13 protein-coding genes and 1 pseudogene are annotated in these 14462 nt (G+C 65.1%); 10 read left to right on the forward strand and 4 right to left on the reverse strand.

All coding sequences use genetic code 11. The features are described 5' to 3' along the window. Positions 1-438, forward strand: a complete 438-nt coding sequence (locus tag LOY45_RS11715; RefSeq protein ID WP_258579169.1) for a CopD family copper resistance protein — start codon at positions 1-3, stop codon at positions 436-438. A gap of 505 nt (positions 439-943) precedes the next feature. Here the strand turns inward: LOY45_RS11715 and LOY45_RS11720 are convergent. After that, a pseudogene (locus LOY45_RS11720) lies at positions 944-1378 on the reverse strand (hemerythrin domain-containing protein); the annotation flags it as partial. A 180-nt stretch (positions 1379-1558) separates the two neighbouring features. Between LOY45_RS11720 and norR the strand changes: the two are divergent. The 7 genes from norR to ubiT all read left to right on the forward strand — a co-directional run bounded on the left by norR (position 1559) and on the right by ubiT (position 8179). Then, positions 1559-3079 (forward strand): nitric oxide reductase transcriptional regulator NorR, encoded by a 1521-nt coding sequence (norR, locus tag LOY45_RS11725; protein WP_258579303.1) that lies wholly within the window; start codon positions 1559-1561, stop codon positions 3077-3079. An 81-nt stretch (positions 3080-3160) separates the two neighbouring features. Next, positions 3161-3808 (forward strand): pyridoxamine 5'-phosphate oxidase, encoded by a 648-nt coding sequence (pdxH, locus tag LOY45_RS11730; protein WP_258579170.1) that lies wholly within the window; start codon positions 3161-3163, stop codon positions 3806-3808. 90 nt (positions 3809-3898) lie between these two features. After that, the gene (moaB, locus tag LOY45_RS11735; RefSeq protein ID WP_115086368.1) at positions 3899-4453 is read left to right on the forward strand and encodes a molybdenum cofactor biosynthesis protein B; all 555 of its coding nucleotides are present in this window, start codon (positions 3899-3901) and stop codon (positions 4451-4453) included. Further along, a complete protein-coding gene (locus LOY45_RS11740) occupies positions 4450-5685 on the forward strand; it encodes a molybdopterin molybdotransferase MoeA (RefSeq protein WP_134062370.1) in 1236 nt (411 codons plus the stop codon). Before moaB ends, LOY45_RS11740 begins: the two co-directional genes overlap by 4 nt. Before the next feature lie 133 nt (positions 5686-5818). Beyond that, positions 5819-6814: a ubiquinone anaerobic biosynthesis protein UbiU gene (gene ubiU, locus LOY45_RS11745; protein ID WP_258579171.1), complete on the forward strand. Its 996-nt coding sequence runs from the start codon at positions 5819-5821 to the stop codon at positions 6812-6814. A 10-nt stretch (positions 6815-6824) separates the two neighbouring features. Next, positions 6825-7715: a U32 family peptidase gene (locus LOY45_RS11750; protein ID WP_115086371.1), complete on the forward strand. Its 891-nt coding sequence runs from the start codon at positions 6825-6827 to the stop codon at positions 7713-7715. After that, entirely contained in the window at positions 7709-8179 is a 471-nt protein-coding gene (gene ubiT, locus LOY45_RS11755; protein WP_115086372.1) for a ubiquinone anaerobic biosynthesis accessory factor UbiT, read from the forward strand. The genes LOY45_RS11750 and ubiT overlap by 7 nt, the downstream gene beginning before the upstream one ends. 22 nt (positions 8180-8201) lie before the next feature. Here the strand turns inward: ubiT and LOY45_RS11760 are convergent, their stop codons facing one another. The 3 genes from LOY45_RS11760 to LOY45_RS11770 all read right to left on the reverse strand — a co-directional run bounded on the left by LOY45_RS11760 (position 8202) and on the right by LOY45_RS11770 (position 11421). Further along, the gene (locus tag LOY45_RS11760) at positions 8202-8879 is read right to left on the reverse strand and encodes a Crp/Fnr family transcriptional regulator (protein ID WP_115086373.1); all 678 of its coding nucleotides are present in this window, start codon (positions 8877-8879) and stop codon (positions 8202-8204) included. A 95-nt stretch (positions 8880-8974) separates the two neighbouring features. Then, the gene (narL, locus tag LOY45_RS11765; protein WP_115086374.1) at positions 8975-9622 is read right to left on the reverse strand and encodes a two-component system response regulator NarL; all 648 of its coding nucleotides are present in this window, start codon (positions 9620-9622) and stop codon (positions 8975-8977) included. Beyond that, positions 9619-11421: a HAMP domain-containing protein gene (locus LOY45_RS11770; RefSeq protein ID WP_115086375.1), complete on the reverse strand. Its 1803-nt coding sequence runs from the start codon at positions 11419-11421 to the stop codon at positions 9619-9621. Before LOY45_RS11770 ends, narL begins: the two co-directional genes overlap by 4 nt. A gap of 316 nt (positions 11422-11737) precedes the next feature. Between LOY45_RS11770 and LOY45_RS11775 the strand changes: the two genes are divergently transcribed. Next, a complete protein-coding gene (locus LOY45_RS11775; protein WP_115086376.1) occupies positions 11738-13033 on the forward strand; it encodes an MFS transporter in 1296 nt (431 codons plus the stop codon). Then, complete coding sequence (locus tag LOY45_RS11780; RefSeq protein WP_115086377.1) at positions 13020-14417, forward strand: NarK family nitrate/nitrite MFS transporter; 1398 nt, start codon at positions 13020-13022, stop codon at positions 14415-14417. Before LOY45_RS11775 ends, LOY45_RS11780 begins: the two co-directional genes overlap by 14 nt. Positions 14418-14462: the final 45 nt, after the last annotated feature.

Below are 14462 nucleotides of genomic sequence, written 5' to 3' on the forward strand. Positions count from 1 at the left end.
ATGTTGTATCCGTATTTGTTGGTGATTCATCTACTGGCGGCCATCGCCTTTATCGGCACGTTGTTTTTCGAAGTGCTCATCTGGCAAGCGGCGCGCCGGCATGTGCCGGTTGCGGCGCAGGCCGGGGTCGACCAGGCGCTGTCGGTGCGTTCGCGCAAGGTGCTGCATGGCGTGGTGTTGCTGCTGTATGGCGCCGGTGTTGGCCTTGCCTGGCATCACCGCGCGGCCTTGAGCCAGCCGTTGGCCAGCAGCTTTGCCAGCCTGCTGAGCCTGAAGATCGTCCTGGCCCTGAGCATCATTGGGCATTACCTGTTGCTGGCGTTCTGGCTCAAGCGCGGACGCTTGAGCGAGGGGCGTGCGCGTTGGATTCGCTGCAGCATTCTTGGCCATATGTTGGTGATCGTGGTACTGGCCAAGGCGATGTTCTATTGGCATTAGCCCGCGCCGTACTCAGGCGGGCCCTACTTGTAGGAGCGGGCTTGACCCGCGATGAGGCCAGTACAGCCAGTACATCAGGTGTCGTCTGGATTGCGACCTCTGCGCGCTCGATCGCTGGCAAGACCAGCTCCCACAAGTCCGGCGTACACAGATCCACTGTGGGAGCTGGCTTGCCAGCGATGAGGCCAGTACAGCCAGTACATCAAGTGTTGTCTGGATTACGACCGCTGCGCGCTCGATCGCTGGCAAGGCCAGCTCCCACAAGTCCGGCGTACACAGATCCACTGTGGGAGCTGGCTTGCCGGCGATGAGGCCAGTACAGCCAGTACATCAGGTGGCGTCTGGATTACGACCGCTTCGCGCTCGATCGCTGGCAAGGCCAGCTCCCACAAGTCCGGCGTACACAGATCCATTGTAGGAGCGGGCTAGACCCGCGATGAGGCCGGTACAGCCAGCACATCAGGTGGCGTCTGGATTAAAGGCCAGCTCCCACAAAGGCCAGCCATCAAGCCAGTGCGCTGACGAACAGCACATCGTTCTCCAGATGAATATGCTGCAGCAAATCCTCGCGAAATTCCGCCAGCCCACGGTACAGGGTACGCCATGTATTGCAGGCACCTTCCGGCGCGCTGATGTCGTCGGTCAGCAAGCTCAAACGCTCCAGCGCCTCGCCATGCTGGTCATGCTCCAGGCGCATCACCTGGATCGGCGCCGAAGCCTGGCGACCCATGCCTCGTTGCAGTAAAGGGAACAGCACCTGTTCTTCCTTGAGCATGTGCCCTTCAAGTTCCTGCTGCATGTCCTGCAGGTGGTCGGCCAGGCCGTTGGGGCACTGGTCGTGGCCGCCGTGGACCTGCTCCACACGCCGGGCCAGGCGGATCAGTTCCGGCAGTTGCTGGCGGTGGCGGTCGTGGTAGCGCGAGAGGATGTGGGCGATCAGTTCGCTCGGGGACAGTGTCGGGTTCATCAGGGTTCCTGCTCTGGTTGCAAAGGATCCCCAGGGTGATTGCATCGCCCATGCCAGCTTTAATTGCCCGAAATCAAGGGCCATTACTGCGGTTGTGGTGAAATGTACCCGAATACCTCAGGGTAGCGATAACCACAGAGGGTGATGACTACCATGCTGCGTGAAAGCCTGGCCGCCGACCTGATCGTCGAGCTGCCCAATGCTGTGCGCTTGCAACGTCTGGTACAGACGCTGCGCGAATACTTCAACTGCGGCGCCGTCGGCCTGTTGCGTCTGGAGGGCGACAGCCTGCGCCCGCAGGCCTGCGTCGGCCTGGTCCACGAAGCCCTCGGCAGGCGCTTCGTGATCGGCCAGCATCCGCGCCTGGCAGCCATCATGGCCTCGCGCGAGCCGACCTGGTTCGAGCCCGACAGCCGCCTGCCGGACCCCTACGATGGCCTGCTCGACACGGCACTGCACGAACCCCTGGCAGTCCACGACTGCATGGGCGTCAGCCTCTATGTGGAGGGGCAGGTCTGGGGCGCGATCACCCTCGATGCGCTGCAGCCCGGAACCTTCGACAGCGATGCCCGCGATGAGCTCAAGCGCTGCACCCTGCAGATCGAAGCCGCCCTGCGGGTCACGCGTCTGGAGCAGGAAAACCGCAGCCTGCGCCTGTCGCGCAGCGAACCCCAGGACCTGCGCAGGCCCGTTGAAGAGGGTGAGATCCTAGGCCACAGCGCCGTGCTGCAGCAGTTGCTCAGCGAGATTGAAGTACTGGCCGACGCCGAGTTGCCGGTATTGCTGCTGGGCGAGACCGGGGTCGGCAAGGAGCTGTTCGCCCGTCGTCTGCATCGCTTGTCGCGGCGCAGCCACAAGCCGCTGATCCAGGTCAACTGCGCGGCCTTGCCCGAGTCCCTGGCCGAGAGCGAGTTGTTCGGCCATGTCAAAGGCGCATTCTCCGGCGCCAGCAGCGACCGCGCCGGGCGCTTCGATGCAGCCAATGGCGGCACGCTGTTTCTCGATGAAGTCGGCGAGCTGCCGCTGAGCGTTCAGGCCAAGCTGTTGCGCACCCTGCAGAACGGCGAGATCCAGCGCCTGGGCGCCGACAAGCCGCTGCACGTGGATGTGCGCATCATCGCCGCCACCAACCGGCACTTGCCGGACAGCATTCGCGACGGCCTGTTTCGTGCCGACCTGTACCATCGCCTGTCGGTGTACCCGTTGCCGATCCCGCCGCTGCGCGAGCGTGGCAACGATGTGCTGATGATTGCCGGGCAGTTTCTCGAGCTCAACCGTACCCGCCTGGGCTTGCGTGGTTTACGCCTGTCGGCAGCGGCCGAGCGGGCGCTGCTGGCCTACCACTGGCCGGGTAATGTGCGCGAACTCGAGCATGTGATCAGTCGCGCCGCGCTCAAGCAACTGAGCCGTGAGGGCAGCCGCAACCTGATCATCACCCTGGAACCGCAGGTGCTTGACCTGGACAGCGCGCCGACAGTGACGCCGCAGCCGGACCCACAGGCAGAGCCCGGTCTGCCGTTTGCATCCCTGAACGATGCCGTCGACGCCTGCCAGCGCCAGGCCATTGTCCAGGCCCTGCGCCTGAGCGGCGACAACTGGGCCAGCGCCGCGCGCTTGCTGGCGGTCGACCCGAGCAACCTGCACAAACTGGCCAGGCGTTTGCGCCTCAAGTAACGCCGTTAGCGTTGATGGTGATCAAGGTGCGGGCACGGTGGTGCTTACAGACTGCGCACAACTTCACAGGAGATCACCGCCATGCCGCTGTCCCTTGCCCAGATGCGTCGCAACTACACCCTCGGTGGCCTGCAGGAAGCTGAAGCGCCGCTCGACCCGCTGGCCCTGTTCGCGCAGTGGTTGCAGCAGGCGCGCGAAACCGAGCGCGAGCCGGTGGAGGCCAACAGCATGCACCTGGCCACCGTCGACCGCGAGGGCCGGCCGCACTGTCGGGTGCTGTTGCTCAAAGGCTTTGACGAGGGGGGCTTTACCTTTTTTGGCAATTACCAAAGTGCCAAGGGCCAGGAGCTGGCAGCCAACCCCTATGCGGCGATGACCTTCTTCTGGCCAGGGCTGGAGCGCCAGGTACGCATTGAAGGGCCGGTGACGCGGCTAGATCCGCAGCTCAGCGATGCCTACTTCGATTCGCGCCCCGAAGCCAGCCGCCTGGGTGCCTGGGCTTCGCCGCAAAGCCAGCCGCTGGCCGACCGCGGCGAACTGCAGGCCTTGCTGGCGCAGACCATCCGCCGCTTCGTCGAGCAACCGCTGCAGCGCCCCGAACACTGGGGCGGCTATTGCCTGACGCCTGAACGCATGGAGTTCTGGCAGGGCCGTGCCGACCGCCTGCATGACCGTCTCGACTACCGCAGCCGGGGCGGGCAATGGGCGCGCCAGCGCCTGGCACCCTGAACCCGAAGAGATACCTCCAAGGAGGAATAGGTTCGCCCAGGCTTTAGGTTCAGGCTTGGGCCCATCCACATTTCACGGGAAGCCCAGGCCATGGCCCATCTGGCGCAACGCACGTTTGAACCCCTGAACATCGCCGTGCTGACCATCAGCGACACGCGCACCTTCGACACCGACAGCTCCGGGCAGACCCTCATCGATCTGCTGCAGGCGGCTGGGCATGTGCTGGTCGAGCGCGACCTGGTCAAGGACGATATCTACCAGATCCGCGCCACGCTTTCGCGCTGGATCGCCGACCCTAAAGTGCAGGTGGTGCTGACCACCGGTGGCACCGGCTTTACCGCCCGCGACAACACCCCGCAAGCGGTACTGCCATTGCTCGACAAACACGTCGAAGGCTTTGGCGAGTTGTTCCGCCAGGTCTCGCTGGCCGAAATCGGCATGTCCAGCCTGCAGTCCCGTGCGTTGGCGGGCATGAGCAATGGCGTGCTGGTGTGCTGCGTGCCGGGGTCGCCCGGCGCCTGCCGCACCGCCTGGACGCAGATCCTGCATAGCCAGCTCGACAGCCGCACCGGCCCGTGCAATTTCGCCCCGCACCTCAAGGCCCAGGCCGAGCAGGTCATCGAGGCCTGTGGAGCGCGGCCATGAGCGGCCGGGTATGCGACAGCGGCAAGCTGATCCCGGTCGACCAGGCCATCCGCCATTTGCTCGAACAGGCGCCACCGCCGCCCGCCGCACAGATGGTGTTGCTGGACAAAGCCCTGGGCCGGGTGCTGGCGGTTGATATCCATGCCCCGCGCAGCCTGCCGGGCTGGGACAACAGCGCCATGGACGGTTTTGCCTTCAGGGCGGCCGACCTGCCAGCTGCTGGCGGCTGCCTGAACCTGGCCGGGCGCATCGCCGCCGGCCAGCAGGCCAGCACCGCGTTGCAGGCGGGGCAGGCGGTGCGGATCTTCACCGGTGCACCCTTGCCGCCTGGCGCCGACACTGTCGCCCCCCAGGAGCTGTGCCGGGTGGAAGGCGAGCAGGTCTGGCTGCCGGCCGCGAGCCTTGGCGATCACGTGCGCAAGGCCGGCGAGGAGGTGCGCGAGGGCCATCTGTTGCTGCAAGCCGGCAAGCGCCTGCGCGCCCAGGAACTGGGCCTGCTGGCGGCCTCGGGCGTCGCCTGGGTCGAGGTTCATCGGCCCTTGCGCATCGGCCTGCTGAGCAGCGGCGACGAGCTGCGCGAACCCGGCCAACCCCTGGCCCCGGGGCAGATCTACAACAGCAACCGCTATTGCCTGACGGCCTTGTTGCACGGCTGGGGCGTGGAGGTGCATGACTACGGGGTGATGGCCGACGAACTGGCGGCCAGCAAGCACGCGCTAAACCTGGCTGCGGCCGAGTGCGACTTGCTGCTGACCTCCGGTGGTGTTTCGGTGGGTGAGGAAGACCACCTCAAGCAGGCCATCCAGGACCTGGGCAGTGTCGACTTCTGGCGCCTGGCGATCCAGCCGGGCAAGCCCCTGGCCTTTGGCGAGGTGGCGGGCCGGCCGTGGATCGGCATGCCGGGCAACCCGGCAGCGGCACTGATCACTGCGCTGGTGGTGGTACGGCCATTCTTGCTGCGCGCCCAGGGCGTGCGCGATGTGCTGCCACGGCCGGTGGCGCTGCCGGCGGGCTTCGACTGGCTGCAACGCAACAAGCGCCGCCAGTACCTGCGGGCACGCTTGCTGCCCGAGGCCAACGGCCAGTCCAGCGTGCAACTGCACCCGCAGCAAAGCTCGGCGATGCTCAGCGCCGCCTGCTGGGCCGATGGCCTGGCGGTGGTGGAGTGCGAGCAACAGTTGCACAAGCACGACAGCGTGCAGTTCCTGTCATTTGCCGAGCTGATGCAGTGAGCGACCTTGATTGCCGTCAAGGCTCTACTGGGTGCGCTGGCTAGACTGGCAGCGCTTTTTCCAGTGCTCCGGGCCTGCGCGAATGTTTACCGCGCAGGCCAGTGGAGATAGGTTTCTTTGATGAGGAAAACCCATGCAACTGGTCTGCCCGGCAGGCAACCTGCCTGCGCTCAAAGCCGCGGTGCGCCAAGGCGCCGATGCGGTCTACGTCGGCTTTCGCGATGACACCAACGCCCGGCATTTCGCCGGCCTGAACATGGACGACAAGCAGTTCGACGCGGCTGTTGCCCATATCCGCCAACACCAACGCAAGCTCTATGTCGCGGTCAATACCTATCCGCAACCCCAGGGCTGGGAGCGTTGGCAGCGGGCGGTGGACCGCGCCGCCGACCATGGCGTCGACGCGTTGATCGCCGCTGACCCCGGCGTGCTTGGCTACGCGGCCCAGCGCCACCCGCAGTTGAGCCTGCACCTCTCGGTGCAAGGCTCGGCCACCAATGCCAGCGCCCTGGCGTTCTACGTCCAGCACTACAACATCCGCCGCGCCGTGTTGCCGCGGGTGCTGTCGCTGGCCCAGGTGCGCCAGGTGGCGGCCAACAGCACGGTGCCCATCGAGGTCTTCGCCTTCGGCAGCCTGTGCATCATGGCCGAAGGGCGTTGCCATTTGTCGTCGTACATCACCGGCGAGTCGCCGAACCTGTGCGGCGTCTGCTCGCCGGCCAAGGCCGTGCGCTGGAGCGAAGACGCCGAGGGTTTGAGTGCGCGCCTGAGCGAAGTGCTGATCGACCGCTATCAACCAGATGAACCCGCCGGTTACCCGACCCTGTGCAAGGGCCGTTTTATGGTCGATGGCAAGCGCTTCCACGCCCTGGAAGAGCCCACCAGCCTCGACACCCTCGACCTGCTGCCGGAGCTCGCCGCCATGGGCGTCGAGGCGGTGAAGATCGAGGGCCGCCAGCGCAGCCCGGCCTATGTCGAACAGGTCACCCAGGTCTGGCGCGCCGCGCTCGACGCCCATCGCCTGGCGCCGCAACGCTTCACGGTCAAGGACCAGTGGCGCCAGGTGCTGGCCGGTTTGTCCGAAGGCAGCCAGACCACCCTGGGTGCTTACCATCGATCATGGCAATGAGGGACTGGACATGAAGCTCAGCCTGGGACCCGTCCTGTATTACTGGGACAAGGAACAATTGGGGCGTTTCTACAGCGAAATGTCGGCCTTGCCCCTGGATGTGATTTATCTGGGTGAAACCGTGTGTTCGAAGCGCCGGGCGATGAACCTCGACCACTGGCTTGGCCTGGGCCGCGAGCTGCAGGCCTGTAGCCCGGCGCAGATCGTGCTGTCGGGCCTGACCTTGATCGAGGCCGCGTCCGAGCTCTCCAGCCTGCGCCGTTTGTGCGACAACGGCGAACTGCTGGTGGAAGCCAACGACATGGGCGCGGTGCAGTACCTGGCCGAGCGCAAGCTGCCATTTGTGGCCGGGCCGGCGCTCAACCTGTACAACGGTCACGCCCTGGCCAAGCTGCTCGAGTGCGGGATGATCCGCTGGGTGCCGCCGGTGGAGTGTTCGGCGGCGCTGATCCGCGCGGTGCTCGACCAGGCCGCCGAGCTGGGCTGTGAACTGCCGCAGGTGGAAGTCTTTGCCTATGGGCATCTGCCGCTGGCTTACTCGGCGCGCTGCTTTACCGCGCGGGCAGAAAACCGGCCCAAGGACGATTGCCAGTTCTGCTGCATCAATTACCCCGACGGCCTGGCCCTGAGCAGCCAGGAAGGCCAGGCGCTGTTCACCCTGAACGGCATCCAGACCATGTCGGCCGAGGTCACCAACCTGCTGGCCGACTATCCGGGCCTTGAAGCCTGCGGCGCCGACCTGTTGCGCCTGAGCCCGCGGGCCCAGGGCATGGTCGAGGTGGTTGAGGCTTTTGCCCGGGTGCGCCAGGGCGAGGCGCCGCCGTTGTTTGTCGAGGGTTGCAACGGCTACTGGCACGGCCAGGCGGGCATGTTGCGGGTCGAGGAGGTGGGCCTGTGCTGAACCGCACGCAATGGCTGTTGAAAGGTGCCGACCGGGTCCTGCCGCTGATCCGCCGGGTGCCGTTCGTGATCCAGCGGGTGGCCCTGCAGCAGGCGCTCAACCGCTGCCTGGCCGAGCCTTTGCGCGACGGCGAGTTCGACCTGCTGCGTGGGCGCTGGTTGTGCCTGCGCATCCCCGACCTGGACCTGGCCTGGTACCTGACCCGCAACCGCGATGGCCTGCAGATCGCCGAGCGGGCCAAGGCCGACGTGACCATTCGCGGCAACTGGCGCGAGTTCCTCTTGCTGGCCAGCCGTCAGGAAGACCCGGACACGCTGTTCTTCCGCCGCCGCCTGGTGATCGAGGGCGACACCGAGCTGGGCCTGACCCTGAAGAACCTGATCGACAGCCTCGACCCCGAGGTGTTGCCGGTGTGGTTGTGGCGCAACCTGGAGCGGGCCGGCAAGGGCCTGGCGGCCTGTTGAGGGCAGGGCCGGCTACCCCGGGCTATCCCGAGTAGTCGGCCAGCTCATCGGCGGCGAGGATATGGATGCTGCGCCGCTCCATGGCGATCAGGCCGCGCTCCACCAGGCGATGCAGGGTGCGCGAAAAGGTCTCCGGCTGGATGCCCAGTTTGGAGGCCACCAGGCGCTTGGACACCTGCAGCTCGACCCGGCCACTGTCCGGGTCGCATTCCTGCAGCAGGAAGTTGATCACCCGCCGGCTGGCACTGGCCGAGGTCAGCGTGTCGATGTCCTTGAGGCGCTGGTGCAGGTGGATGCTCATGCTCGCCAGAATGGCCAGGCACACCTGCGGCTGGTCTTCCAGGGCATTACGGTAATGGCCGCCGTCGATGCTGATCAGCACGCAGTCCTTGAGCGCCGTGGCCGTCACCGGGTAGCTGCGCGCCTGGCTGAACAGCAGCGCTTCGGCAAAGGTCTGGCCCGGCTGGATGATCTCCACCAGGTGCTCCTGGCCCTCGGCACTGAGCCGGTACAGCTTGATCTGGCCACTGACCAACAGGAAAAAACGCTTGGCCGGATCGCCCTGGTGCATGAGCGTGTCATGACAGCTCAGGCGCCGGAGCATGGCCAGGCCGCAGACAGCTTCGAAGACTTTGTCCGGCAGTTGGCTGAACAGGTGGTGGCGACGTAAAACCAGAACGGTAGAAGGGTGGGTCAGCATGGCGTACCTCCGCTGGCGCCTATGGTAAAACCCGCGGCGCCGGCGGCCTATGCCTCTGCCGGTCTACCTCCAAAGGGGCAGTCGGCAAAAGGGGCTCAGGCGCTTTGGCGCAGGTGCTCCATGGCCCACACCGCCGCTTCCACCCGCGAACGCAGGCCGAGCTTGTGCAGCAGGTTCTTCACATGCACCTTGACCGTACCTTCGGTGATGCCCAGCTTGTGCCCGATGACCTTGTTGCTGTAGCCGCTGGCGATGGTTTTCAGTACCTGGCGCTCGCGTTCGGTCAGCTCTACTTCCGGCTGGCGCGGTGGTGAGCGCAGGGCCTGGGCCATGACCCGGGTCAGGCCGGGGCTGATCACCAGGGCGCCGTTCATGGCGTCGCGGATGTACTGGATCAGCAGCTCCGGTTCCATGTCCTTGAGCAGGTAGCCGTCGGCGTCCAGGCGCAGGGCATCGCGGATGTCGTCTTCGGCATCGGACACGGTGAACAGCAGCACCTTGCCGGCAAAGCCCTGGCTGCGCAGGTGGCGCAGGGTTTCGATGCCGTTCATCTGCGGCATGTTGTTATCGAGCAGGACCAGGTCCGGTTGCAGTGTCGGGATCAAGGCCAGGGCTTCTTCGCCGTGGCTGGCTTCGCCGACGATTTCGAAGTCGTCTTCCAGTTCGAGCATCTGGCGAATGCCGCGGCGCATCATCGGGTGGTCGTCGACCAGTAATATCCGGTAGCGCGGGGAGGGGGTCATACAGGGTTACCTTCTGTCAGGTGCCCGAGAAACTCCGGGCGAAATTCCATCTGGACCCGGGTGCCTTGCGGCTCCCGGCCAACAATCTGCAACTGGCCGCGCAGGCTGCGGGCGCGTTCGTCCATGATGTTCAGGCCGTGATGTTCGCGCAGGTCGTGGGTACCGCTGAAGCCGCGGCCATCGTCCTCGATCGACAGGCAGACGTTCTCGCCATGCTGGCGCAACTGCAGCCAGGCGTTCTGCGCGTGGGCGTGGCGCAGGCAGTTGGACAGCGCCTCGCGGGTGATCTGCAGGATGTGGATCTGCTCGCTGGCCGACAGTTCGAAGGCCAGGCTGTCGACATGCAGGTGCACCTGGAATTCGCCCCGGCGGGAGAACTCCTCGGCGGTGTCCTTGAGCTCCTGCACCAGCCCGGCATCGTGGATCTGCAGGCGAAAGGTGGTGAGCAGTTCGCGCAACTGGCGGTAAGCGTTGTTCAAGCCTTCGCGCAGCTCGGCGGTGACGTTCTCCAGGGTCGCCACCGGCTCGCCACGGCGCATCAGCGTTTGCATGCGGCTGACTTGCAGCTTCATGTACGACAGCGCCTGGGCCAGGGAGTCGTGCAGCTCGCGGGCGATGATTGCGCGCTCTTCGAGCAGCACCAGGCGGTGGTCCTGTTCGCGCTGGCGTTTGAGCGACAGCGAGGTGCCGATCAGGTTGGCCAGGGCCTGGATCAGTTCGGTCTCCCAGGCTTGCGGCTCGTGGCCGTCGATAAAGTGCGCCTTCAGCTCGCCTAGGGTGCTGCCCTGGTTGCTGATGCTGAAGGTGTGGCGGTTGGTGCGCTGGTGCCGTTGGCAACTGGCGCAATCGCTGCTGGCGCAGATCTTGCGGCTGTCGGCGCCATGCAGGGCCAGCAGTTGCTGGGCCGGGGCCTGCAACTGGCCTTGCAGGCACAGCGACAGGCGCAGGCCCGGCAAGCGCTGCTGGAAGCGGCGGATCAGCTCATCGAGGCCCTCGGCGTTGGCCAGCCGCGTGGCCAGGCTGCGGCTGCTTTGGTACAGCAGCTCCAGGGCGGCGTTGGCCTGCTGCAGGTTGAGGGTTTTATGCTGCACCTGGGTTTCCAGGGTGCGGTGGGATTGTTCGATGGTTTCGGCCATGGCGTTGAAGCTGGTGGCCAGCTCGCCGAGCTCGTCTTCGGACTGGTGATTGACCCGTGCCTGGAACTCGCCGCGGCGAAAGCGCTGGGTGGCATCCACCAGTTCCTTCAACGGCGTGATCACGTTGTATTGCAATTCATACAGGCCGAACAGCAGGACGATCATGGTGGTGAACAGCGCCGCACCCTGGATCACTTGCTGCCAGCCCTGCTTATGTTCGCTCTGGCGTTGCAGCAGGCTGACGAACTGGTTGAGCTGGTTGACGAAGGGCAGGGTGCTGGCCTGAAAGCCGGCGGCGTCGCCACGCTGCAAGGCGGGCAGCAAGGTTTGCTGCCAGTAGTCCTGCAATTGCTGGTAACTGGCCTGCAGCTCGAGGTTCTTGCCGTCTTCGAGCACCGCTTCCAGTGCCGGGCTGTTGAGCCGCTGCTGCAGGCTGTCGCGGATGCGCTCGAGCTCGACGGGTTCGGCCCCGGCGGCCAGCTTCCAGCTCAGGTGGTAGGTCTCCATGCGCACGGAACCGGCGGTGTTGATCGCCGCCGCATCGCCCTGGCTGAACCAGGCGATCAACCCGGCGCTGAGCGAACTGGCCAGGGCCAGCACGGCGATCAGGATCACCGCCAGGCCCGCGCGAGCGGGCAGCGAACTGCGCAGCCAGCCGATCATGGACGGCAGCCGGGGGCAAGAAGGGGAAAACGGCACATGGAGCACTCCAAGGTGTTGCAGCTGATCGTTTCGCAGCCTGTCCCTGGCGCTCTACCTCTAAAGAGTTTGCAACTGCCAGTTTTACCGCCAAACCAGGTGGAAAACTGACAACACCCTGATAAACAAAGGGTTTAGAGGTTTTTCGGCTCTACCTCGTTGGAGGTAGGCAGTGCAAGCATAGGCCTATGAGCGCCAGGGCTTCTTTGATCGGCGTCAAGTTTTATCGGGGTTTGCCTCTCTAGTCTGCGGGCCATGGCTACCTGACTGGAGACCCGAGATGACTCAACCGCGAATACGCCAAGGCCTGGTGCTGGGCATGAGTACGCTGGCCTTCACCGTCTGCTTCATGGTCTGGATGATGTTTGCCGTGCTAGGCGTACCGATCAAGGACCTGCTCCAGCTCAACGAAACCCAGTTCGGCCTGCTGGCCGCCACCCCGGTGCTGACCGGCTCGCTGGTGCGCCTGCCGCTGGGCATGCTCACCGACCGCTTCGGCGGGCGCAGCGTGTTCTTCTTGCTGATGCTGGCCTGCGTGCTGCCGCTGTACCTGATCAGCCACGCCACGGCTTACTGGCAGTTCCTGGTGCTGGGCTTGTTCGTCGGCCTTGCCGGCGGCTCGTTCTCGGTGGGCATTGCCTACGTTGCCAAGTGGTTCGAACAAGACAACCAGGGCCTGGCCATGGGCATCTTCGGCGCCGGCAACGCCGGGGCGGCGGTGACCAAGTTCCTCGCCCCGGCGCTGATTGCCGCCGGCAGCTGGCAGCTGGTACCGAAAGTGTTCAGCGCCATCCTGTTCATCACCGCCGTGCTGTTCTGGTTTCTCAGCGCCGAAAACAAGGCCCATCGCAGTGCCAGCGGCGCGAGCCTGAGCGAACAGCTCAAGGCCCTGGCCGAACCTGCGGTGTGGCGCTACTGCCAGTACTACTCGATCGTCTTCGGCGGCTACGTGGCCCTGGCGCTGTGGATGACCAAGTACTACGTCCAGGAATATGGCTTCAGCCTGCAAAGCGCAGCGCTGCTGGCCGCCTGCTTCTCGTTGCCGGGCGGCGTGCTGCGCGCGGTCGGCGGCTGGATGTCGGACCGCTGGGGCGCGCAGAGCGTGACCTGGTGGGTGCTGTGGGTGAGCTGGATCTGCCTGTTCCTGCTGTCGTACCCGCAAACCCAGCTGCAGGTGCAGACCATCAACGGCCCGCTGGACTTTCACATTGGCCTGAACCCGGCGCTGTTTACCGTGCTGCTGTTCGTCATGGGCATCGCCTTCGCCTTCGGCAAGGCCTCGGTGTTCAAGTACATCGCCAACGACTACCCGCAGAACATGGGCGCAGTGTCCGGCATCGTCGGCCTGGCCGGTGGCCTGGGCGGCTTCATCCTGCCGATCCTGTTCGGCGCGCTGGTCGACCTCACCGGCGTGCGTTCCTCCTGCTTCATGTTGATGTACGGCGTGGTCTGGGTGTCGCTCACCTGGATGTACTTCAGCGAAATCCGCAAGCGCCCGCTGCTGGGCAAACAGCCTCCAGCGGCCGCCTCCCCGTTTTCCAGCATTGCCCAAGGAGAAGACCATGTCGGTTCTTAACACGCCTGACAAAGGCCCGGTAATTCACGACTGGCGCCCGGAAGATCCCGCGTTCTGGGGCCGTAGCGGCAAGAAGACCGCCACCCGCAACCTGTGGATCTCGATTCCCGCACTGCTGCTGGCCTTTGCCGTGTGGATGGTGTGGAGCACGGTGATCGTGCGCCTGAACGCCATCGGCTTTACTTTCAGCACCGACCAGCTGTTCTGGCTGGCGGCCTTGCCGGGGCTCTCGGGGGCGACCTTCCGGGTGTTCTATTCGTTCATGGTGCCGATCTTCGGCGGCCGGCGCTGGACCGCCCTGAGCACCGCCTCGCTGCTGGCGCCATCGCTGTGGATGGGCTTTGCCGTGCAAGACCCGAGCACGCCCTACAGCGTGTTCGTGATGATTGCGCTGCTGTGCGGCTTTGGCGGCGGCAACTTCGCCTCGAGCATGTCCAACATCAGTTTCTTCTACCCCAAGTCGCAGCAGGGCACGGCCCTGGGCCTGAATGCCGGCCTGGGTAACCTTGGCGTCTCGGTCATGCAGTTCTGCGTACCGCTGGTGATCACCTTCGGCCTGTTCGGCGTGCTCGGTGGCCAGCCGCAGGTGCTGGCCGATGGCGGTCAGCTGTGGCTGCAGAACGCCGGTTTCATCTGGGTGCCGTTCATCATCATCGTCACCTTGCTGGCCTGGTTCGGCATGAATGACCTGTCCAGCGCCAAGGCCTCGTTCAGCGAGCAGGCGGTGATCTTCAAGCGCAAGCACAACTGGCTGATGTGCTGGTTGTACCTGGCCACCTTCGGCTCGTTCATCGGCTTCTCGGCCGCCTTTCCGCTGCTGATCAAGACCGCCTTCCCGCAGGTCAACGCCCTGACGTTCGCCTTCCTCGGCCCGCTGGTCGGCGCCCTGGTACGGCCGCTGGGTGGCTGGCTGGCGGACAAGCTCGGCGGCGCACGGGTGACCCTGTGGAACTTCGTGCTGATGATCGTCATGGTCTTCGGCGTGCTGGCGTTCATCCCCCAGCAGGGCGAGAGCGGCAACTTCTACGGCTTCCTCGGCATGTTCATGCTGCTGTTCATCACCACCGGCATCGGCAACGGTTCGACCTTCCGCATGATCCCGGTGATCTTCCGCACCCTGCACGAACAGGCTGCCAGCGGCAAAGGCGCCGCCGCCCGCGAACAGGCGCTGAAAAACGCCGGCAAGGAATCGGCCGCGGTACTCGGCTTCAGTTCGGCCATGGGTGCCTTCGGCGCGTTCTTCATTCCCAAGACCTTCGGCACTTCCATGGCCCTGACCGGTAGCCCGCAGATGGCCTTCTACATGTTCGTCGGTTTTTACCTGAGCTGCATCGTCGTGACCTGGTGGTGGTACGCGCGCAAAGGCGCCGCGACGCCCTGCTGACAGAACCCCGAATTCACACCTTGCACGGGCGGGGCACAGAACCCC

The organism is Pseudomonas wadenswilerensis, assembly GCF_024749185.1.
In the GTDB taxonomy this organism is placed as follows: domain Bacteria; phylum Pseudomonadota; class Gammaproteobacteria; order Pseudomonadales; family Pseudomonadaceae; genus Aquipseudomonas; species Aquipseudomonas wadenswilerensis.

Excerpts from the sequence above, each read along its gene's own strand:
- LOY45_RS11715 (WP_258579169.1), top strand. The coding sequence starts at position 1 with ATGTTGTATCCGTATTTGTTGGTGATTCATCTACTGGCGGCCATCGCC.
- norR (WP_258579303.1), top strand. The coding sequence starts at position 1,559 with ATGCTGCGTGAAAGCCTGGCCGCCGACCTGATCGTCGAGCTGCCCAAT.
- pdxH (WP_258579170.1), top strand. The coding sequence starts at position 3,161 with ATGCCGCTGTCCCTTGCCCAGATGCGTCGCAACTACACCCTCGGTGGC.
- moaB (WP_115086368.1), top strand. The coding sequence starts at position 3,899 with ATGGCCCATCTGGCGCAACGCACGTTTGAACCCCTGAACATCGCCGTG.
- LOY45_RS11740 (WP_134062370.1), top strand. The coding sequence starts at position 4,450 with ATGAGCGGCCGGGTATGCGACAGCGGCAAGCTGATCCCGGTCGACCAG.
- ubiU (WP_258579171.1), top strand. The coding sequence starts at position 5,819 with ATGCAACTGGTCTGCCCGGCAGGCAACCTGCCTGCGCTCAAAGCCGCG.
- LOY45_RS11750 (WP_115086371.1), top strand. The coding sequence starts at position 6,825 with ATGAAGCTCAGCCTGGGACCCGTCCTGTATTACTGGGACAAGGAACAA.
- LOY45_RS11760 (WP_115086373.1), bottom strand. The coding sequence starts at position 8,879 with ATGCTGACCCACCCTTCTACCGTTCTGGTTTTACGTCGCCACCACCTG.
- narL (WP_115086374.1), bottom strand. The coding sequence starts at position 9,622 with ATGACCCCCTCCCCGCGCTACCGGATATTACTGGTCGACGACCACCCG.
- LOY45_RS11770 (WP_115086375.1), bottom strand. The coding sequence starts at position 11,421 with ATGATCGGCTGGCTGCGCAGTTCGCTGCCCGCTCGCGCGGGCCTGGCG.
- LOY45_RS11775 (WP_115086376.1), top strand. The coding sequence starts at position 11,738 with ATGACTCAACCGCGAATACGCCAAGGCCTGGTGCTGGGCATGAGTACG.
- LOY45_RS11780 (WP_115086377.1), top strand. The coding sequence starts at position 13,020 with ATGTCGGTTCTTAACACGCCTGACAAAGGCCCGGTAATTCACGACTGG.